This is a genomic window from Pseudomonas helmanticensis (assembly GCF_900182985.1).
GTDB lineage: Bacteria > Pseudomonadota > Gammaproteobacteria > Pseudomonadales > Pseudomonadaceae > Aquipseudomonas > Aquipseudomonas helmanticensis.
The window spans coordinates 1439049-1460000 of the sequence record NZ_FXUY01000002.1 but is presented as its reverse complement, the minus strand read 5'-3'; the positions used below and the strand labels follow the sequence as shown (position 1 = coordinate 1460000).

Below are 20952 nucleotides of genomic sequence, written 5' to 3'. Positions count from 1 at the left end.
GCTAACAGTTACGCGCTCGAAATTGGGTCTGTAGCTCAGTTGGTTAGAGCGCACCCCTGATAAGGGTGAGGTCGGCAGTTCGAATCTGCCCAGACCCACCAATTTTGTTATGGGGCCATAGCTCAGCTGGGAGAGCGCCTGCCTTGCACGCAGGAGGTCAACGGTTCGATCCCGTTTGGCTCCACCATATAACTGCTTCTGAAAGTTTAGAAATGAGTATTCCCTTGAGAATATTGATTTCTAGTCTTTTGATTAGATCGTTCTTTAAAAATTTGGGTATGTGATAGAAAGATAGACTGAACGTTACTTTCACTGGTAACGGATCAGGCTAAGGTAAAATTTGTGAGTTCTCTTAATTGAGAAATTCGAATTTTCGGCGAATGTCGTCTTCACAGTATAACCAGATTGCTTGGGGTTATATGGTCAAGTGAAGAAGCGCATACGGTGGATGCCTTGGCAGTCAGAGGCGATGAAAGACGTGGTAGCCTGCGAAAAGCTTCGGGGAGTCGGCAAACAGACTTTGATCCGGAGATGTCTGAATGGGGGAACCCAGCCATCATAAGATGGTTATCTTGTACTGAATACATAGGTGCAAGAGGCGAACCAGGGGAACTGAAACATCTAAGTACCCTGAGGAAAAGAAATCAACCGAGATTCCCTTAGTAGTGGCGAGCGAACGGGGACTAGCCCTTAAGTGGCTTTGAGATTAGCGGAACGCTCTGGAAAGTGCGGCCATAGTGGGTGATAGCCCTGTACGCGAAAATCTCTTAGTCATGAAATCGAGTAGGACGGAGCACGAGAAACTTTGTCTGAATATGGGGGGACCATCCTCCAAGGCTAAATACTACTGACTGACCGATAGTGAACTAGTACCGTGAGGGAAAGGCGAAAAGAACCCCGGAGAGGGGAGTGAAATAGATCCTGAAACCGTATGCGTACAAGCAGTGGGAGCCCACTTTGTTGGGTGACTGCGTACCTTTTGTATAATGGGTCAGCGACTTATTTTCAGTGGCGAGCTTAACCGAATAGGGGAGGCGTAGCGAAAGCGAGTCTTAATAGGGCGTCTAGTCGCTGGGAATAGACCCGAAACCGGGCGATCTATCCATGGGCAGGTTGAAGGTTGGGTAACACTAACTGGAGGACCGAACCGACTACCGTTGAAAAGTTAGCGGATGACCTGTGGATCGGAGTGAAAGGCTAATCAAGCTCGGAGATAGCTGGTTCTCCTCGAAAGCTATTTAGGTAGCGCCTCATGTATCACTGTAGGGGGTAGAGCACTGTTTCGGCTAGGGGGTCATCCCGACTTACCAAACCGATGCAAACTCCGAATACCTACAAGTGCCGAGCATGGGAGACACACGGCGGGTGCTAACGTCCGTCGTGAAAAGGGAAACAACCCAGACCGTCAGCTAAGGTCCCAAAGTTATGGTTAAGTGGGAAACGATGTGGGAAGGCTTAGACAGCTAGGAGGTTGGCTTAGAAGCAGCCACCCTTTAAAGAAAGCGTAATAGCTCACTAGTCGAGTCGGCCTGCGCGGAAGATGTAACGGGGCTCAAACCATACACCGAAGCTACGGGTATCACCTTCGGGTGATGCGGTAGAGGAGCGTTCTGTAAGCCTGTGAAGGTGAGTTGAGAAGCTTGCTGGAGGTATCAGAAGTGCGAATGCTGACATGAGTAACGACAATGGGTGTGAAAAACACCCACGCCGAAAGACCAAGGTTTCCTGCGCAACGTTAATCGACGCAGGGTTAGTCGGTCCCTAAGGCGAGGCTGAAAAGCGTAGTCGATGGAAAACAGGTTAATATTCCTGTACTTCTGGTTATTGCGATGGAGGGACGGAGAAGGCTAGGCCAGCTTGGCGTTGGTTGTCCAAGTTTAAGGTGGTAGGCTGAGATCTTAGGTAAATCCGGGATCTTAAGGCCGAGAGCTGATGACGAGTGTTCTTTTAGAACACGAAGTGGTTGATGCCATGCTTCCAAGAAAAGCTTCTAAGCTTCAGGTAACCAGGAACCGTACCCCAAACCGACACAGGTGGTTGGGTAGAGAATACCAAGGCGCTTGAGAGAACTCGGGTGAAGGAACTAGGCAAAATGGCACCGTAACTTCGGGAGAAGGTGCGCCGGTGAGGGTGAAGGACTTGCTCCGTAAGCTCATGCCGGTCGAAGATACCAGGCCGCTGCGACTGTTTATTAAAAACACAGCACTCTGCAAACACGAAAGTGGACGTATAGGGTGTGACGCCTGCCCGGTGCCGGAAGGTTAATTGATGGGGTTAGCTAACGCGAAGCTCTTGATCGAAGCCCCGGTAAACGGCGGCCGTAACTATAACGGTCCTAAGGTAGCGAAATTCCTTGTCGGGTAAGTTCCGACCTGCACGAATGGCGTAACGATGGCGGCGCTGTCTCCACCCGAGACTCAGTGAAATTGAAATCGCTGTGAAGATGCAGTGTATCCGCGGCTAGACGGAAAGACCCCGTGAACCTTTACTATAGCTTTGCACTGGACTTTGAATTTGCTTGTGTAGGATAGGTGGGAGGCTTTGAAGCGTGGACGCCAGTTCGCGTGGAGCCAACCTTGAAATACCACCCTGGCAACTTTGAGGTTCTAACTCAGGTCCGTTATCCGGATCGAGGACAGTGTATGGTGGGTAGTTTGACTGGGGCGGTCTCCTCCTAAAGAGTAACGGAGGAGTACGAAGGTGCGCTCAGACCGGTCGGAAATCGGTCGTAGAGTATAAAGGCAAAAGCGCGCTTGACTGCGAGACAGACACGTCGAGCAGGTACGAAAGTAGGTCTTAGTGATCCGGTGGTTCTGTATGGAAGGGCCATCGCTCAACGGATAAAAGGTACTCCGGGGATAACAGGCTGATACCGCCCAAGAGTTCATATCGACGGCGGTGTTTGGCACCTCGATGTCGGCTCATCACATCCTGGGGCTGAAGCCGGTCCCAAGGGTATGGCTGTTCGCCATTTAAAGTGGTACGCGAGCTGGGTTTAGAACGTCGTGAGACAGTTCGGTCCCTATCTGCCGTGGACGTTTGAGATTTGAGAGGGGCTGCTCCTAGTACGAGAGGACCGGAGTGGACGAACCTCTGGTGTTCCGGTTGTCACGCCAGTGGCATTGCCGGGTAGCTATGTTCGGGAAAGATAACCGCTGAAAGCATCTAAGCGGGAAACTTGCCTCAAGATGAGATCTCACTGGAACCTTGAGTTCCCTGAAGGGCCGTCGAAGACTACGACGTTGATAGGTTGGGTGTGTAAGCGCTGTGAGGCGTTGAGCTAACCAATACTAATTGCCCGTGAGGCTTGACCATATAACACCCAAGCAATTTGCATGCTCCGCGCTGAAAAGCGAGAGAGACCAGATTGCGGTGTGTGAAGACGAAACGAACCGAAAGTTCGATGTTCACAAAACACCGAAAGCTGTCACATACCCAATTTGCTGAAGCGAGGCCGTCTGGCCACGACTCGGTACCCGAATTTCTTGACGACCATAGAGCGTTGGAACCACCTGATCCCATCCCGAACTCAGCAGTGAAACGATGCATCGCCGATGGTAGTGTGGGGTTTCCCCATGTGAGAGTAGGTCATCGTCAAGATTAAATTCCAAAACCCCAATTGCGAAAGCAGTTGGGGTTTTGTTTTGCCTGCGAAAAAGTTTTGCTCGCGACAGCGAACAAATTTGCACAGTTATTTTCGAATCAGAACACTAGAATAGCCCCACCTTATTCGGAGCCAGAGCCTTTATGTCAGAGTCGGTTGACGCCCCAGGGCTGTCAGATTTACCGCTGGAAGACTTGGTGGCCTGTCACGAGTGCGACCTGCTGATGCGCAAGCCAACGCTTGCCCACGGCGAGAAAGCCCTCTGCCCTCGCTGCGGTTACGAGTTGTATGCCCACCGCCATAACGTGGTGCAGCGCAGCCTTGCCTTGGTAATTGCAGCGTTATTGTTGTACATCCCGGCAAACTTTTTACCCATCATGCAACTCAATATCCTCGGACAATCCTCGCAGGATACGGTCTGGAGCGGCGTTCTCGGCCTGTTCAACACTGACATGCAGGGCGTTTCGATTGTCGTATTCCTGTGCAGCATGGCCATACCGCTGCTCAAGTTGCTGTGCCAGTTGTTCGTTTTGCTGACGATTCGCTTCAATGTCGGCCGCAGCTACGGCCTGCTGCTTTACCGTATCTATCACCACCTCAAAGACTGGGGAATGCTTGAGGTTTACCTCATGGGCGTGTTGGTGGCGATCGTCAAACTGGCGGACATGGCCGCCATTACCGTAGGTCTGGGCTTGGCATGTTTCCTCGGATTGTTGTTGGTGCAGGTCTGGCTGGAAGTGGTGATGTCACCGCATCAGATCTGGCAGGCGTTATCAGGAGAGGACGCTCATGCGGGCGATTGATGCGGGCATTCTGGTGTGTACCGAATGTCACGAACTGAATAAACAGGAAGCGGGTACCGACGAGCAGACTTGCACGCGCTGCGGAGCGCTGGTTCACGCCCGGCGTCCGAACAGTCTGGTGCGCACATGGGCGCTGCTGATCACCGCGGCGATCATCTATATTCCGGCCAACGTCTTGCCGATCATGACTGTCAGTTCTTTGGGGCAGGGCGATCCGAGCACGATCATGTCCGGCGTGATCCAGTTGGTGCAGCACGGCATGATTCCCATTGCCGCCGTGGTGTTCATCGCCAGTATCCTGGTGCCGACCTTCAAACTGGTGGGCATCGCGCTGCTGCTGTTTTCGGTGCAACGACGCCAGCCATTGTCGGCCCGTCAGCGCATCTGGATGTACCGCTTCATCGAGTTCATCGGTCGCTGGTCGATGCTCGATATTTTTGTGATCGCCATTCTCGTGGCGGTCGTCAACTTCGGCCGGCTTGCCAGTGTCGAAGCCAATCTTGGCGCCATCGCCTTCGCCAGTGTGGTGATTCTGACGATGCTCGCCGCAGTAACTTTCGATCCCCGACTGATTTGGGATAACACGGAGTCGGACGACGACCATGACTGATTTGCCCGTAGCGAAAACCCGACCGGCCTCGAACTGGTCTGCCATTTGGGTACTGCCTCTGATCGCGCTGATCATCGGCGGGTGGCTCGGCTGGCGTGCCTATTCCGAAACCGGTATCGAGATCCAGATCCGCTTCGAGAGTGGCGAAGGCATCCAGGCCAACAAGACCGAGGTCATGTACAAAGGCATGTCGGTCGGTAAGGTCAAGGCACTCAAGCTCGATGACGAGGGCAACTCCAAAGGCGTGATTGCCACCGTCGAGATGAACAAGGACGTCGAGCAATACCTCAAGACCAGCACGCGTTTCTGGCTGGTCAAACCGAGCGTGACTCTGGCCGGGATCACCGGGCTGGAAACGCTGGTGTCCGGTAACTATGTCGCCATCAGTCCCGGCGAAGGCGAGCCTGTGCGCAAGTTCAAGGCGCTCTCCGAAGAGCCACCGCTGTCTGACGCCAAGCCTGGCCTGCACCTGACCATCAAGGCTGATCGTCTCGGCTCATTGAGCCGTGGCAGCCCGGTGTTCTACAAGCAGATCAAGGTCGGTCAGGTTAAAAGCTACCTGCTCTCGGAAGACCAAAGTACCGTTGAACTCAAGGTCTTCATCGAACCGACCTACGCCAAACTCGTGCGTAAACACACGCGTTTCTGGAACGCCAGCGGCATCAGCATCGACGCCAACCTGTCCGGTGTGAAAGTGCGCAGCGAATCGCTGGCCAGCATCGTAGCGGGCGGTATCGCCTTCGCCACGCCGGAGAATCGCAAAGACAGCCCGCCGACCGATCCGAGCCTGCCGTTCCGTCTCTATGAAGACTTCGACGCCGCCGCTGCCGGGATTCGCGTGAAGGTCAAACTCAGCGATTTCGAAGGCCTGCAAGCCGGACGCACGCCGGTGATGTACAAAGGCATTCAGGTCGGCAACCTGAAAGCACTGAAGGTCGATCCCGATCTGAACAGCGCCACGGCCGAGCTGACTCTTGATCCACTCGCCGAAGATTATCTGGTCGATGGCACGCAGTTCTGGGTGGTCAAACCGTCGATTTCTTTGGCGGGCATCACCGGGCTCGAAGCGCTGGTTAAGGGTAACTACATCGCCGTACGCCCAGGTGACAAAGGCGCTGCGCCGAAGCGTGAGTTCGAAGCACGACCAAAAGCGCCGCCGCTGGATCTGCGTTCACCGGGCCTGCACTTGGTGCTGTTCACCGACACCCTCGGCTCGATCGATGTCGGCAGTCCGATTCTGTACAAGCAGGTCAAGGTCGGTTCGGTGCAGAGCTACCAGTTCTCGAAGACGCGCAAGCAGATCATCGTCGGTGTGCACATCGAGAAGGAATACGAAAACCTGGTCAACGCCTCGACGCGATTCTGGAATGTCAGCGGTGTCACCCTGACCGGCGGTTTGACTGGCGGGATTCAGGTGAAGAGCGAATCGCTGCAAACCCTGATGGCCGGCGGCATCGCCTTCGAAACGCCGCAAGCCAAGGCGCCATTGCAAAAACGCATCCCGCGCTTCCGCTTGTTTGCCAACCATGACGACGCCAATCAGAAAGGCGCCGTGGTCACGATCAAGGTCGATCGCGCCGACGGTCTGCGCAGCGGCACCCCGGTTCGTTTCAAAGGCCTGGATGTCGGCAAGATTGAAAGTGTTGATCTGACTGACGATCTGCAATCGGTCATCCTCACCGCGCGCATCACCGAAGTGCCAGAGAAGATTGCCCGCGTCGGCAGCCAGTTCTGGGTGGTCAAACCGGAATTGGGCCTGATCAAGACAGCTAACCTGGAAACCCTGGTGACCGGGCAATACATCGAAGTGCAGCCAGCGGCGAAGAGCCTCGGGCCGCAGAAGAACTTCGTTGCCCTGGCTAATGCGCCGGAAGTGACCAAACAAGAGGCGGGACTGAGTCTGGTATTGAGCGCAGCCCGTCGTGGTTCGCTGAAGCCGGGTGTGCCGGTGACTTACCGCGAAATCACTGTGGGTAAAGTGACGGGGTATGAACTGGGGCAGACGGCGGATCGTGTGTTGGTGCACATTTTGATCGAGCCGAAATATGCGCCGTTGGTGCGCAGCGGTAGCCGGTTCTGGAACACCAGTGGCGTAGGGTTTGATATTGGTTTGTTCAACGGGCTGACGGTGCGAACCGAGTCGCTGGAGACGGCGATTCAGGGCGGCATTGCCTTTGCCACGCCGGATGGCGAGCGCATGGGCAGCCAGGCGCGGGCGGAGCAGACGTTCCCGTTGTTCGACAAGTTTGAGGATGAGTGGCTGACGTGGGCGCCGAAGATTTCGCTCGGTAAGTAAATCCTGCGGTGTCTGAAGTGGCGCCATCGCGAGCAGGCTCACTCCTACAGGGGAACGCATTCCAACTGTAGGAGTGAGCCTGCTCGCGATAGGGCCAGCCAATTCAGTACAAATCTCAAGCCATAAAAAAAGGGCCGCGATCCAGACAGATCGCGGCCCTTTTTATTGCCTTTCAGTCAACGCCGATCAAACCGCATCCAGCTCCGGTTCATCCGCTTCAACATTCACCGTAGCCTTCACCACATCATGGCGACGGATGTACTTCCAGTCCGCCTCATCAATGTAGATCCCCGCCGGGCCGCTGCCACCTTCCAGGTCGATGGCGACACTGGCACAGACCTGCGGCTTCACACTCGCCAGAATCGGCACGAAGCCCAGTTGCAGGCTGGTTTCCAGCAGCGCTGCCTGGTTCTTCTCGTCGATGTCCGCCGCCTCGTCGAGGTAGTACGGCAGGCGTACGCGCCCGGCCAGATCGCGATCCATCAAGTGCAGCAACAAGTACATGTTGGTCAGCGCCTTGATAGTCATGGTCGTACCGTTGGACGCCGCGCCATCGATGTCGGTGTGGATAACTGGTTGGCCGTTGACCTTGGTGATCTCGAATGCCAGTTCGAACAAGTCTTTGAGGCCGAGCTGGTTGTGGTTTGCCGCAACCAACCGCGCCAGGTATTCCTTGGCCTCTTCGTTCTTGTTGTCCTGCTCGGCGCTTTGGCTGAGGTCGAACACCGACAGGGTTTCGCCTTCTTCGTACTGACCGGCGCTGTGGATGATCTGGTCGATGTGCTTGAGCGCTTCCTTGTTCGGCGCAAGGACAATACGGAAACTCTGCAGGTTGGAGACCTGACGCTTGTTGATCTCGCGGTTGAACAGCGCCAGTTGGTGCTCAAGGCTGTCGTAGTCGCTGCGGATGTTGCGCAGGGTCCGGGCGATGTCGGTCACCGCCGCACGACGTGCCTTGCCCAGCGTCAGCGCCTCATCGGTACGGTGCGCGTAAGCGTTGATCAGCAGCGACAGACGGCGTTCCATGTCGTCTTCGCTGTCGAACTTGGCCACGCCTTTCAGACGCACCTGTGCGTACAGCGCTTCGATCTGGCCATCGGCGCGCAACAAGCCTTGCCAGCTGTCCTGATAGTCGTTGAGCAGCGGCAGCAGGTTGTCCATCGAATCGTCGACCGGATCCATGAACGGCGTACCGAACGGCAGATCCGCTGGCAGCAACTGACGACGGCGCAGCGCATCGTCGAGAGTACGTTGCTTGGCCTCCATGTCGGCGATCTGCCGGCCGACCAGTTGCAGCTTGGCCGACAGTTGCTGGACGCGCTCGGTGAACGCATCGCTGGAACGCTTGAGTTCGTCCTGCGCGCCTTCCATTTGCGCCAGTTGCTCGAGCTTGTCGCCTTCTTCGGCGCTCAACGTCTGCGTGCGACGGAAATCTTCCAACGCCTTTTGCGCATCCAGCACTTGCTGGTACAGCGCCTCAGTCTGAGTCTTGCTCGCGGCGCGGTCAGCGGCAACGGCCTGCTGGGTCTTGAGCTGTTTCAGCTCTTTGTCCAGACGTTCTTTCTGATCGCGCAACGCAGCACGGTCGGCCAGTGCTTGCAGCGCCGGTGGCTCGATGTGCGAGATGTCGATGGACAGGCCCGGCACTTCGAAGCGCTCGCCCTTGAAACCGTCGAGGATCAGCTCAACGGATTTGACCCATTCGCCACCCTCGTCGAGGGTGATGCCGTGTTCGCCCAGCGGCAGGCTGAACAGTGCGCTGTTGAACAGACGCATCAACCGTTCGACGTCGGGTTGCGAGAACTCTTCGCGCAGGCGGGCATAGCTGTTGTTGTCGGCGTGATCGAGTTGTTGCTTCACCGACTTCAGGCGTTTTTCCAGATCGCGCAGGCGCTCTTCCAGATCTTCGGCGCTGAACTGACGCGATTGCGCCAGGGCACCGGCCAGTTCGTCGTGCGCGTCTTTGGCTGCGAGCAATTGTTGCTCGAGTACTTTGACGTCATCGACCAGGGCGAAGCGATTTTTCAACACTGACAGCTCGCCGAGCCAACGCTGGATGCCGGAAATTTCCCGCTCCAGACGCATCAGTTCCTGAGTACCGCCGCGCTGATTGTTTTGCAGACTGTCTTGCTCGCCACGGTAGTGGTCAGCCTGAATCGTCAGCTCTTCTTTGCGTGCACTGGCGTAATCCGACCAGGTACCGAGCAACGAATCGAGCAGCGGCGACAGGCGATGCAGTTTGCCGCGCAGCACGTCGCGCTGTTTCACGCCGTTGGCCAAAGCCTCAACCAACGGGCCGGCCGCGACCAGCGAGTTATAGTCCTGCTCCATGCGGCGCACGTCGCGGAAGGCTTCTTCGCACGCGGCGATGTAATCGACGCTGCCGGAACGCAGGCTGTGTTCGAACGCATCGAGGAACAACTGCTTCAATTTGGCTGCGGTGATTTCGCGCATGTGCAGCAGGTTGATGAACAGCGCGCGGAAAGTCTTCAGGCTCTGCTCGCTGGTGGAGCGCAGCGGGATCAGCGTCAGGTCGAGCGGGATCGAGGTGTGACCGCCCACCAGCAAACGACGCAGCTCATCAGGCTTGAGTTCGTAGGCTTTCAGGCCTTCTTTCTCAAGATTGCTGAACAGCTCTTTCTGACGCAGGCAGGTGTCGTTCTTCTGGTAATGAGCCAGATCGAGCTTGCCGGCATACGCGAAGAACTGGTGACCGAAACCACCGCCCGGGCCACGACCGACCACGCCGATCACGTGCGGGCCGTGCGGCAGATTCACTTCGACAAGGATGTAACTGGTGTCGGAAGCGAAGTAGAAGCGCCGCGATTGTTCGAGGCTGTACTTGCCGAAACTCATGTCCGACATGCGCGCCAGGATCGGGAACTGCAAGGCGTTGATCGACGCCGATTTACCGAGGTTGTTTGCGCCGTAGACCGACAACGGTTCTTCCAGCGGAAACAGGCCGAGGCTGTAACCGGCGGTGTTCAAAAGGGCAAAGCGGCGGATGCCGTAGCGTTCCTGGCTCATGCGTCGGACTCCTGTTCTTCGGCAATGGCGCGGGCCAGTGCGTCTTCTTCGCTCTCTTCATCGAATTCGGTGAGATCGAGCGGATCGTCGGTTTCGAGGAATTTGGCTTCCGCCGCTTCGTCGATCAGCACCGGCGCCGGCAGTGGCAATACACTGTGCACGCTGGCCGCCAGATCGCGGTCTTGCTGTACCGACAAGCACACGTCGAGGAAACGGTGCATCGGCGGCAGGAAGCGATACACGCCGTTTTCTTCGCCGGCGAAACCCAGTTGAGTCATGCGGCGCATGATCTTTTCTTCGAGCTCTTCAACGGTCTGCACTTCGGCCTGAATGAACAGGTCGCGGTATTTCTCCAGCAGCGACGGCAACTCTTCGCGGCCGAGGCTGCCGCCATCGAGCACGGCAATCGGGTCACGGCCCTGATCGGCCAGATGCTCGACGAGGATGAAGGTGAACAACGCCAGACGCTGGGCAGTCTTGTTCACCGCCGCAGCGGCCATGTCCGGTACGAAGTAGTAGAAACCACGGGTGTCGCAGACCAGTTCAAACCCCAACGCCTTGAACAGCGTGCGGTACTGATCCTGGAAGTTCGACAGTTGCGCGTACAGCTCCGGATCGCGGCGGCTGACGTGGTAACCCTTGAACAGCTCGCGGAAGATCGGCGCGAGTTGCGACAGTTCGGAAAGATCAAGATGCATTGGGGATGCTCGCAGAATTCTCGGCGGCGCTATCGCTGGCCGAGAGCAGGGCGAAGGAGCGCAGGCTGACCTGGTGCTCATGAGTGTGGTATTCGCGGCGTTCCAGACGCTCGCGCTTGAAGCGTTTTTCCCGCGACAGGCGCGAGAACCAATAGAGCAATTCGTCGGTGGCGCCGTCCGGTTCCTGCTCCAGCAGCCAGGTCATCAGATCCGGCATCGGCAGGGCTTCTTCGCAACGGTCGAGCATCTCGCGCACGGTGCGCGGGGCACGTGGGGCTTCACCTTTCTGGGTCTTGTGCGCTTTCGGGAAGCGTGCCGGTTTCGGCTCGAAACGCGCCAACGCATACACGTAGGCTTCGACCTGACTGGCGCTGCCGAGGAAGGTACTTTGCGGGCGGGTGAACAGCGGCATCGCCGCTTGCGGCACGGCGTCGATGCCTTTGCGGCGAATCGCGGCCAATGCGAGCGCGGCGCCACGGGTCACGGCGTTGTGCCGGCGCGCTTCTTCACGCAGCGGCAGCAGCAGTTCGCGGGCATGACGCAGGGTCAGTTGCGCGCTGGTCTGCATTTCGAGGATGCGCGCGTGGGTGCGCAGCAGCATGTCGTCATCGACCAGATGGCCGAGGCGTTGCTGTTCGCTGAGCATTTTCAGCAGCACGGTTTCGACCTTGCGTACGCCTTGCTCGAAAGCGCCGTCGGCGTTCACCAGATCGATCATCGGCTCGACGTATTCGTCCCACGTCGCCAACACTTCGGCGTAACGCTGACGCAGCGGAATCTGTCGATCGCTGGTCTTCGCGCGTTCGGCCACAGCCACCAGCGCCTGTTCGTCGTTGTCGAGCTTCTTCAGCACGTCGCGTACGCGCATGTCGAGCAAGCGCAACTGGCGGGCGAGGTCGTGGCCGTCGCGGATGTCGAACGCGTCCTGGATGTAACCGGCCAGACGCTCGAGGTGGCGCAGATAGGCTTCGATTTCCAGGCACAGGCCCAAGCGATGTTCACGCCGCAGGTAAGCGAGGAAGTCGTGGATCTGCGCGTTCAGCTCGAAACGGTTCGGGCTTTTCGCCACCGGAATCAGAATATCGAGGCGAATCCACACGTCGAGCAGGCTGGTGATGTCCTGTGGCGTGCTGTCCAGTTGTTGGGCGGCCAGTTGCGTACGCAGTTCGTTGAGGCTCAATGTGCCTTGGTCGAAGTGCTCGCACAAAGGCTCCAGAAGTGCCCAGTGTTCAGCGAGGGCGCGCAAGACGCGCTTGGGTTCGATCATCGGAATGCCCGGCTGGTTGGCAATGAAAAGCGGCGATTGTACTGCATCATGAAGGATGCGATTCACTCTCGGGACGGGCTGTCGCATTTTCTAAGGGAGAGAGCTTCGGTAAAGGCTATCGATCAACAGCAAGCGATCTTGAACGAAGGGCGGTAGAATCAGCCCACTTCAGTTATCCACAAGTGGCCGACCCTTTGCTAATCGAGTCCCGCCGCCGCGCCTATTTGAACGCCATGCAGGTGGTCAACTGGCTGCCGCGCACCGAATTGCCTTTCGCCGCACCGTCGCGGCCCGAGCTGCTGGACATGCCCGAGCCAGAGGTAGAGGCGCCGATGGTGCTTGCACCGCAGGCCGAGGCGCCGGTGCAACCGACCGCCCGTCCGAGCGAACGGCCGAAAATCGAAGTGCCGCGCCCTTCGCTGGCCAGCACGCGAACCAACGCCAAACCCGCGCAAGAGGCTGACGACACGCCAGTCGTCGCCAAACCTGCGCCGGTGCCACCGCCACGTTTCGCTTTGCAATTGCTGCGTGCCGGGCGCTGCCTGCTATTGGTCGAGTTACCCACAGGCGAACCGTTCCAGAGCCGTGATCCGGCGTATTTGCTGCTGAAAGACATGCTGCGCGCCGCTGGTCTGCCGGATGCGCCGCAGATCGTCGGCGAGCCGGTGCGTTGGCCGTGGCTCAATCGCGGCACCATGGATCAGGGGCCGGAAGCGGCGCGCGACTTCGTCCAAGGGTTCCTCTCGGTGCAAATGGAAGCGGCGCCGTGCGCCTGTCTCTGGCTGATCGGCCTGCCGGCGGTGCGCTTTGCCGGTGAGGCGGATGCTGAAGCATTCAATCGTGAATTGCAGATCGAGGGTCTGGGCTCGGCCTGGGCCGTTCCCGGTCTGGAGTTGTTAATGGAAGAGCCACAGCGCAAAGCCGCTGTGTGGCAAGCCATGCGTCGGCTGATGGCGCGCTGGAAAGAAATCAATGAGTGACGCTGTAACCTTCCGCCCGATGATCGAGGCGGATCTGGACGCTGTGCTGAAGATTGAATTCGCTGCGTACAGCCATCCGTGGACCCGCGGGATTTTTCTCGACGGCCTCGGCAAGTACCAGATCTGGCTGATGTTCGAAGGCGAGCAACAGGTTGGCCACGGTGTGGTGCAGATCATTCTCGATGAAGCGCACCTGCTCAACATCACCGTCAAACCGGAGAATCAGGGGCGCGGCTTGGGCCTGACGCTGCTTGAGCACCTGATGTCGCGCGCGTATGCGGCGCAGGCGCGGGAGTGTTTCCTGGAAGTGCGCGACAGCAATCGTTCGGCGTTTCGCCTGTACGAGCGCTATGGCTTCAACGAGATTGGCCGGCGTCGGGATTATTATCCGGCGGTGGGCGGGCGCGAAGATGCCGTGGTCATGGCCTGCACCCTGGTCGACTGATCCCCTGACTCATTCTGCGGATACAACATCCCCCTGTAGGAGCTGCCGCAGGCTGCGATCTTTTGATCCTGTTTCGGCTCATGCAAAAACAGATCAAAAGATCGCAGCCTGCGGCAGCTCCTACAGGGATCAGGGCTGTTAGCGGTTACCGTCCAGCGGATCGCGCCGCGCCAGCTCCGCTTCATCCAGCCCGTTACCACCGCCGATGTCGTCTTCATCGACCAGGCTCAAGTCCCAATCTGCCGGATTACCTTCACCGGCCTCTTCGGCATCCCGCGCGCCATCTTCATGAATCAGCGTTTCCGGGCTCATGTCATCGTCCGTCGGCTCATGATCACTGACCGAAGCCCCGGTCATGCCCGCCTCACGCACGCGCTCATTGGGCATCAACTGCTCGCGTTCACGCTGCGGGATTTCATCACCGATTTTCGCGCTGGGCTCGTCTTCATCGAAATCCAGCTCATGCACCGAACCCATGCGGTCTTCGTTATCATCGATGGGCTCCGGTTGCACCGCATCGTAAGGGCGTCGTGAATCAGTCATGGCAAATCCTCATACTGTGGGCCTTACTTAGGTGGACTCACCGGGCACACGAGAATTCCCACGAAATCACTTTCGGCTCAAGCGTGACCCCGACGGGCGGTCGACTGTCATACCAGCGCATCTTTCTTGAGGCCTTACAGCATGCATGACTTACAAGACCTGATTGATAACAACGAGCGTTGGGCTGACGCGATCACCAAGGAAGACCCGGATTTCTTCGCCAAGCTGGCGCGCCAGCAAACGCCGGAATATCTGTGGATCGGCTGTTCCGACGCACGTGTGCCGGCCAACGAAATCGTCGGCATGCTGCCGGGCGATCTGTTCGTACACCGCAACGTCGCCAATGTGGTGCTGCACACTGACCTCAACTGCCTGTCGGTGATCCAGTACGCGGTCGACGTGCTCAAGGTCAAACACATCCTCGTCACCGGCCACTACGGCTGCGGCGGTGTGCGCGCATCGATGCAGGATCGCCAGTTCGGCCTGATCGACGGCTGGCTGCGTTCGATCCGCGATCTGTACTACGAAAAACGCGAAGAGCTGGCCAAGTTGCCGACCGAAGAGGAGCAGGTTGATCGCATGTGCGAGCTCAACGTGATCCAGCAGGTGGCCAATGTCGCCCACACCAGCATCATCCAGAACGCTTGGCATCGCGGGCAGAGCCTGTCGATCCACGGGTGCATCTACGGCATCAAGGACGGTCGCTGGAAAAGTCTGAACACCACCATCAGCGGTTTCGAACAATTGCCGCCGCAATATCGTTTGCGTCCGGTCGGCGCGCCGTAAACTGCGATTCGACGCTAGTGGCTCCGCCAGCGATGTAGATAGGCGTGGCCTTCGATACTGGGTGGTTCGTCGTAACCGGTGATCCACCCGCGACACTGTTTCGAGCCGCAACCGCAGGCGAACTGCTGCAGCAGTTTGTCTTCGGTGGCGGCGTAATCGATGGTCAGCCGTTCGCCCCTGTGGATATCTTTCAACGCCCACAGCCACAGCTCGCTCATGTCGAGAAATACGTTCGGGTCGCAGACGTGTTCCAGCAGCCCGCAAAAGCGCGGATCGTAGACGTGGATGCCTGAGAGCAGTTGTCGCGTCTGGCGACACCGATAGGGCAGCAGTTGCCCGGACACCCGGCACAGGCGCCGGCTACGCAGAAAATCCCGGCGCGCCGCGATGGCCATGGCATGGCCGTGGATATCGTGAACAATTTCGAAGTCGTTGCTAGACGGAAAGCCGAGGCGCACCGGCAGGCCGGCGAACGGGTAAATCCCTTCGGTATCGCGAGGCTCGCTGGCGATTGCGTGGCTGTTCATAACGATCCTTGTTGTCAGGGGCTGCGACTTCCTTTGGCTGACGTCATGTCAGTCCTGCAACGGGTTGTGGATCCAATTTTCGTGTATGCGCCAGCACGGGTCTACTGTCAGATCTGACAGGCGAAATGGGCGTATTCCCGCGTCAGCAAAGGCTGACACGGGAAAGAGCTATCGCCGGTTACAGATGTGGGGCGGGAATGGCGGCGGCGGGTAATGCGCTCTTGAGTTGCTGCAACTGCGCCTTGATCGGTGGCGTTGCACATTTGGCAGCCGCCTGATCTGCGCTCAGGTCGCGGATCGAGGTGTAGAACAGCTCGCAGGTTTTGACTTTCTGCGTCACCTGCCAGGTTTGCATGCAGTTGTTGAGCGTGGTTTGTGCATTGCTCCCCGGTTTACCTCCCATGCCGGCCTGCCAGCAGGCGGCGCTCAGATCCTGGCCCATGACCTTCAGACCGGCTGCATCGGCCTTGGCCTCGTCACCGTCGTAGCTCGCCGGGTCGGCGGCGTACCAGATGTAGCTCGGGTGGTTGGAACCCAATACCGGCACTTTCACGCCTTCGCTCGGGCTGATGGTCGCCAGGCCCAGTACGTTTACCGTCGGCCCGTATTGCTGCTTGATCCAGTTGCGCACCGGCGCACCGAACGCGACCATCGGCAAAGTTGTGCCGGCGTTAGTCTGGCTGAACTGTTTGACCAGCGTGGTCTGGTAGTCCTTGAAGTAGTCATAGACGCCTTCCAGATCCTTGCCTGCACTGGACGGCGCGGCGATCGGGGCGATGTCGATGATGGTCTGGAACGCTGGCGTCTGGTCAGCCGGAATACCGTTGTCGGTGAGCAGCGCGGCCCAGCGATCGGTGGTGTTGGAGCGCAGATAATCCTGCGCTTGAGTCAATGAATAGTCCGGCGGGAAGTGCAGCAACTCGACGCTTTTGCGATTTTCCAGGGCCATGCCCAGCGGCAGGAACAAGTACCAGCTGTACGCCCACTTGCCGTCGGCGTTGAGCTTGCTGGCGCCGGTGTAGGCCAGATCACCGGCGTCGAGCAACGCCGACAACGGTTTGTCATAGCCTTTCGGCACGCCACTGATTTCAGCGTAGAGCTGGCCGTTATCGGTTTTCACCAGGACTTTTGCTGCGGCATAACCGTCGCGCTGTACGCTCTGGGTCAGGTAATGGGCGACGGTCTGCTCCAGCGTCCAGTTACGGAAGCAGATCACATTGCAGTTGTTGGGGTAAGCGAAGAGGCGGGTGACGCGTTCGGTGCTGCCCAGTTTCAAATCGACATCGGCGTGGACGGCCGCGCTCAGTGTGAGCGCGGCGAGGGCCAGTGCGGTAGGGGCCAGTGTGGCGGGGATGAGTCCTGCGAGTTTGAACATGCTCAGATCCTTTTCAGCGTGGGTTCCCCGTCGGTCGGGGGCGCCTCATAGTGGATCAGCCGTGTGGCGCAGAGAAGCCGTCATCGGGAGTTTTTTTCAGCGCTGTGCAGGACTCGATTTCAGGCGTGAAAATGCAGGGCGTTGGTCAGATCGCCCAGCGGTTTCTGACCACGGGCGATCATCGCGTCATCGCGCTGCTTGAGACCATCGAGCGTTTCCAGTTGGAATACCCGGGTAATCAGCCGCAGGATCGACGCGGTGTCGTAGACCGTGTGATCCACCGTGCCCTTGCGCGCAAACGGTGACACCACCAGCGCCGGCACGCGTGAACCCGGCCCCCAGCGGTCACCCTTGGGCGGCGCAACGTGATCCCACCAGCCGCCGTTCTCGTCAACGGTGACGATCACCACCATGTTTTGCCACTGCGGGCTTTCGCGCAGCACTTTCAATGCGCGGACGATGTGTCGATCCCCGGACGCCACGTCGGCATAACCGGCGTGCATGTTCAGGTTGCCCTGAGGCTTGTAGAAGCTGACGGCCGGCAATTTGCCAGCCTCGGCATCGGCAAAGAATTTATTGCTGCTCGACTCGTCGCCCAGACCGGCATCGCGCAGGCGCTTGTTACGCTCGTCCGGGTTTTCCGGGCCTTGCTGTTTGAAGTAGTTGAACGGCTGGTGGTGATACTGAAAATTGGGGATTTTCGGGATGCCGCCGGAATCCTTGAACTGCTCCAGCGTCGCTTGCCACGCGCCGGCATACCACGCCCAATCGATGTTCTTTTTCGACAGCTTGTCGCCAATGTGTTCGTGAGTCTGCGGCACCATGACGTTGGGCAGATCGGGCTTGGAATAGGCCGGATGCTCAGGGTCGCGAATCCACGTCGGCCAGTAAGGCGGGGCGAGGGTGTTGACGCCGAAACCGTCCGGAGTCAACGCACTCGGGCCGAACTGCGGTGGGCCGGTCATGGCGCTGGCAGGGGATGGTTCCAGCGGTTTGAGGCGCGAATCTTTCGGATCGTCACTCTGCAACGCAGCAATCTGCGACTTGGCCACCGAACTGGCCACATCCGGATAAAACGGCGCGGTGGCGCTGATCAGGTATTGGTGGTTGAGGAACGAGCCACCGAAAGCGCCCTGGAAGAAGTTATCGCACAGCACGAATTCCTGCGCGACGTCCCACAGGCGCAGGGAATATCGGCTCTGCGCGTAATGGCCCATGGTCAGGCCACCGGAGTCGGCCCACGCGACGAAACCATCGTTCTTGCCGCCATTGATCTGCATCTGGTTTTGATAAAACACATGCCACAGGTCGCGCGTTACCAGACCGAACGGCAAGTCCTCACCGTTCGGGCCTTTGAGGGCGAACGGTGCGTTGGGCAGGTTTTCCTGAAACTGCGTGGCGCTGGGGTAAGTCACGCCATCGAGCATTTGCGGGCCGATCTGCAACGTACCGCCCCAGACGGGTGGCAGGGTTTGCAGCAGCGAGCCGTCGCGATCACGTTGCTGGTATTCGGCAGGCTTGAGTGCTGACAGCGGTTTTTCGACGCCGGGAAAATCGCCGAACAGGTTATTGAAACTGCGGTTCTCGGCGTAAATCACCACCACGGTTTTCACCTGATCGCGCAGGGCCTTGTCCAGCTCGGTTGGCGTTAGCGGGCGCTCGACCGGTGTGCCGGGTTGATCGCTGGCGTTGCCACACCCGGCCAGAGTCGCACCGACACCGAGCACCGCGACGCCGCCGAGGAAGCGGCGGCGACTGGTGTCGGTGGGATTATCGGAATCAAGGGAAGATGTGTCGGTGCCGTCTGTATCGTCGATCATGTCTCAGCCCGTTTTTACTTAAATGTTTCAGTATGTTTCGGGCGGACGCTAGCAAGGGAATATGACGGTTAGGTGACAGCTGCGAGGAAGGGTCAAAGAGTGTGTGAGCCAGAGGCTGGCTCACACGACGCATGATGGGCGCGCGGGTTAAAGGAGACGCAACGAAAGCTCGCTGCCAGCCCGCAGGTATTCGACCTGAGCGGTTACTGCGTCCCTGACAATGGCTTCGCCGGTATCGGTCAGTTTGGCTTTCTTCGCATCGATGACAGCGGTCTGCAGCAGTTGCATGGCTACATCCATAGCTTTCTGAAAAGCCGTCAGGTTGTTGTGCTGACCAAACTCACGCACGACGGCATCCATGCGGCGGTCGGCATCATCTCGCAGGGTTTTATACTCGACTACGGAAACGCTGCCATCCTGATAAATGTCGTTGATCAGCTGTTCCAGCGTCTTGGATATCGGGGTCATCGGTTCTTCCTTAAACAGGGGTGATTGAGCCGAGACAAGCTAAACGAAGATGAGGGTTGGCAAAGTCAGCACTGTTCCACGGGAGGCGTGGGACAGTGCAACGGACTTTGTAAGAAGAGGGTTAACAGGCTGTCGGAAAGTTTTATTGGTTACGGCATCACCGGCGGCGTATATGCCAGTGTCGTCCCCAATGCCCACAGCAACAGCAGCACCAGCGGCGTGTGCACCAGCAGTTGCACGAACGAGAAACCGATCAGGTCCCGCGCTTTCAACCCCAGTACACCCAGCAGCGGCAGCATGTAGAACGGGTTGATCAGGTTCGGCAGCGCTTCGGCGGCGTTGTAGATCTGCACCGCCCAGCCGAGGTGATACTGCAGATCATTGGCGACCTGCATCACATACGGCGCTTCGATGATCCACTTGCCGCCACCGGATGGAATGAAGAAACCGAGAATCGCCGAGTACACACCCATCAACAGCGCGTAAGTATCGTGCGAAGCGATGCTGACAAAGAAGGTCGAGATGTGGTGCGCCAGCGTCTGCGCATCGCCACCTTTGACCGTGGTCATCAGCGCGGCAATCGAACCGTACAACGGGAACTGGATCAGCACTCCAGTGGTGGTCGGCACGGCGCGAGCCACGGCATCGAGGAAGCTGCGCGGGCGCCAGTGCAGTAGCGCGCCGAGCATGATGAACAGGAAGTTGTAGGTGTTCAGCCCGGAAATCGCGGTGATCGCCGGTTTGGTCGAGAACTCGTGAAACAGCCATCCCGCCGCCAGCAGCACCAGCACGATGATCAGCAGCGGGCTGTGTTCCAGCCATTCACCGGGGCGGGTGCGCGGTTGCAGTGGCGGCAGGTTGAAAGCCGGGTCGATACCGCAGGCCTTGGCGTCACGCGCTGAATTCGGGCCGGGAGCGGTGGCGTAGGCGATGATGATCGAGACCACGATCAGCGCCAGCAACATCACCCCGGACTGCCAGAGGAAAATCGTTTCGGTGAACGGAATCACCCCGGTGATCGACAGGATCGATGGCGGCAGGCTGGCCGGGTTGGCCTGTAACTGCGCGGCCGACGACGACAGGCCCAGCGCCCATACCGCGCCGAGGCCCAGGTAAGCAGCGGCCCCGGCGGCGCGATAGTCCATTTTCAGATCGGTGCGGCGGGCGAGGGCGCGGACCAGCAAACCGCCGAACACCAGCGACAGGCCCCAGTTGAGCAGGGACGCGACCATCGAGATCAGCGCCACCCAGGCCACGGCGGAACGGCCGTTCTTGGGGATGCGTGCCAACCGGTCGATCAGCTTCACCGCGGGTGGCGAGCTGGCGACCACGTAGCCGCCAATCACCACGAAAGCCATCTGCATGGTGAACGGGATCAGGCTCCAGAAGCCGTCACCGAAGGCCATCGCGGCATCGGTGGGTTTCGCACCCATGGCCAGTGTGGCGACTGCCACGATGATCACCGCCAGCGCGGCGAATACCCAGGAATCGGGAAACCAGCGTTCGGCAAAACTTGAACAGCGCAGGGCAAAGCGCGCAGAGCGGCTATCTTCGATATCAACGGCCACAGGGAGTACCTCGGATTTTTATGGTTATTTTTTGATCCAGCAGGCTCACTCCTACAAGGTTCCCGGCTCGGCTCGAGGTCGGTGGGTTTCACCTGGCTGGACAGGCTTCAACAGTAAATCAAGCGAAGACGATTT

Annotated in this window: 15 protein-coding genes, 2 tRNA genes and 2 rRNA genes; 10 read left to right on the top strand and 9 right to left on the bottom strand. The window is 58.4% G+C overall.

The window, feature by feature from the left end:
- The first annotated feature begins 24 nt into the window (after positions 1–24).
- The 7 genes from QOL84_RS29360 to QOL84_RS29330 all read left to right on the top strand — a co-directional run bounded on the left by QOL84_RS29360 (position 25) and on the right by QOL84_RS29330 (position 7313).
- Positions 25–101 (top strand) — tRNA-Ile (locus QOL84_RS29360).
- A 10-nt stretch (positions 102–111) separates the two neighbouring features.
- Positions 112–187 (top strand) — tRNA-Ala (locus QOL84_RS29355).
- Between the two features lie 234 nt (positions 188–421).
- A 23S ribosomal RNA gene (locus QOL84_RS29350) occupies positions 422–3315 on the top strand.
- Between the two features lie 169 nt (positions 3316–3484).
- Positions 3485–3600: ribosomal RNA gene (gene rrf, locus QOL84_RS29345) — 5S ribosomal RNA — on the top strand.
- Between the two features lie 147 nt (positions 3601–3747).
- Positions 3748–4407, top strand: coding sequence for a paraquat-inducible protein A (locus QOL84_RS29340; RefSeq protein WP_283439466.1), 660 nt, complete (start codon positions 3748–3750; stop codon positions 4405–4407).
- Entirely contained in the window at positions 4394–5017 is a 624-nt protein-coding gene (locus QOL84_RS29335) for a paraquat-inducible protein A (protein WP_283439465.1), read from the top strand. The genes QOL84_RS29340 and QOL84_RS29335 overlap by 14 nt, the downstream gene beginning before the upstream one ends.
- Positions 5010–7313 (top strand): PqiB family protein, encoded by a 2304-nt coding sequence (locus QOL84_RS29330; RefSeq protein WP_283439464.1) that lies wholly within the window; start codon positions 5010–5012, stop codon positions 7311–7313. Before QOL84_RS29335 ends, QOL84_RS29330 begins: the two co-directional genes overlap by 8 nt.
- Positions 7314–7499: 186 nt before the next feature.
- On the opposite strand, the gene mksF is transcribed toward QOL84_RS29330, so the two are convergent.
- Genes mksF through mksB form a run of 3 tightly spaced genes read right to left on the bottom strand, consistent with a single transcriptional unit; the run spans position 7500 to position 12305 of the window.
- A complete protein-coding gene (gene mksF, locus QOL84_RS29325) occupies positions 7500–10340 on the bottom strand; it encodes an Mks condensin complex protein MksF (protein ID WP_129395519.1) in 2841 nt (946 codons plus the stop codon).
- Positions 10337–11038, bottom strand: coding sequence for an Mks condensin complex protein MksE (gene mksE, locus QOL84_RS29320; protein ID WP_034156067.1), 702 nt, complete (start codon positions 11036–11038; stop codon positions 10337–10339). Before mksE ends, mksF begins: the two co-directional genes overlap by 4 nt.
- On the bottom strand, positions 11028–12305 hold the full coding sequence (mksB, locus tag QOL84_RS29315; RefSeq protein ID WP_164979453.1) for an Mks condensin complex protein MksB: 1278 nt from the start codon (positions 12303–12305) through the stop codon (positions 11028–11030). Before mksB ends, mksE begins: the two co-directional genes overlap by 11 nt.
- Before the next feature lie 233 nt (positions 12306–12538).
- Between mksB and QOL84_RS29310 the strand changes: the two genes are divergently transcribed.
- On the top strand, positions 12539–13285 hold the full coding sequence (locus QOL84_RS29310) for an energy transducer TonB (protein ID WP_283439494.1): 747 nt from the start codon (positions 12539–12541) through the stop codon (positions 13283–13285).
- The gene (gene rimI / locus QOL84_RS29305) at positions 13278–13730 is read left to right on the top strand and encodes a ribosomal protein S18-alanine N-acetyltransferase (RefSeq protein ID WP_129395517.1); all 453 of its coding nucleotides are present in this window, start codon (positions 13278–13280) and stop codon (positions 13728–13730) included. Before QOL84_RS29310 ends, rimI begins: the two co-directional genes overlap by 8 nt.
- Before the next feature lie 138 nt (positions 13731–13868).
- Here rimI and QOL84_RS29300 read toward each other — a convergent pair whose 3' ends face one another.
- Positions 13869–14273: a serine kinase/phosphatase gene (locus QOL84_RS29300; RefSeq protein WP_283439463.1), complete on the bottom strand. Its 405-nt coding sequence runs from the start codon at positions 14271–14273 to the stop codon at positions 13869–13871.
- 141 nt (positions 14274–14414) lie between these two features.
- Between QOL84_RS29300 and can the strand changes: the two genes are divergently transcribed.
- Positions 14415–15059 (top strand): carbonate dehydratase, encoded by a 645-nt coding sequence (can, locus tag QOL84_RS29295; RefSeq protein ID WP_053123831.1) that lies wholly within the window; start codon positions 14415–14417, stop codon positions 15057–15059.
- Positions 15060–15073: 14 nt separating this feature from the next.
- On the opposite strand, the gene QOL84_RS29290 is transcribed toward can, so the two are convergent.
- The 5 genes from QOL84_RS29290 to QOL84_RS29270 form a co-directional block, all read right to left on the bottom strand.
- Positions 15074–15586, bottom strand: a complete 513-nt coding sequence (locus QOL84_RS29290) for an SET domain-containing protein (protein WP_283439462.1) — start codon at positions 15584–15586, stop codon at positions 15074–15076.
- A gap of 178 nt (positions 15587–15764) precedes the next feature.
- Positions 15765–16961 carry a hypothetical protein gene (locus tag QOL84_RS29285; RefSeq protein WP_283439461.1) on the bottom strand — a complete coding sequence of 399 codons (1197 nt, stop codon included), beginning with the start codon at positions 16959–16961 and terminating at the stop codon, positions 15765–15767.
- A 119-nt stretch (positions 16962–17080) separates the two neighbouring features.
- On the bottom strand, positions 17081–18781 hold the full coding sequence (locus tag QOL84_RS29280) for an acid phosphatase (protein ID WP_283439460.1): 1701 nt from the start codon (positions 18779–18781) through the stop codon (positions 17081–17083).
- Positions 18782–18928: 147 nt separating this feature from the next.
- The gene (locus QOL84_RS29275; RefSeq protein WP_129395512.1) at positions 18929–19249 is read right to left on the bottom strand and encodes a hypothetical protein; all 321 of its coding nucleotides are present in this window, start codon (positions 19247–19249) and stop codon (positions 18929–18931) included.
- Positions 19250–19398: 149 nt separating this feature from the next.
- Complete coding sequence (locus QOL84_RS29270; protein ID WP_129395511.1) at positions 19399–20817, bottom strand: short-chain fatty acid transporter; 1419 nt, start codon at positions 20815–20817, stop codon at positions 19399–19401.
- Positions 20818–20952 lie beyond the last annotated feature (135 nt).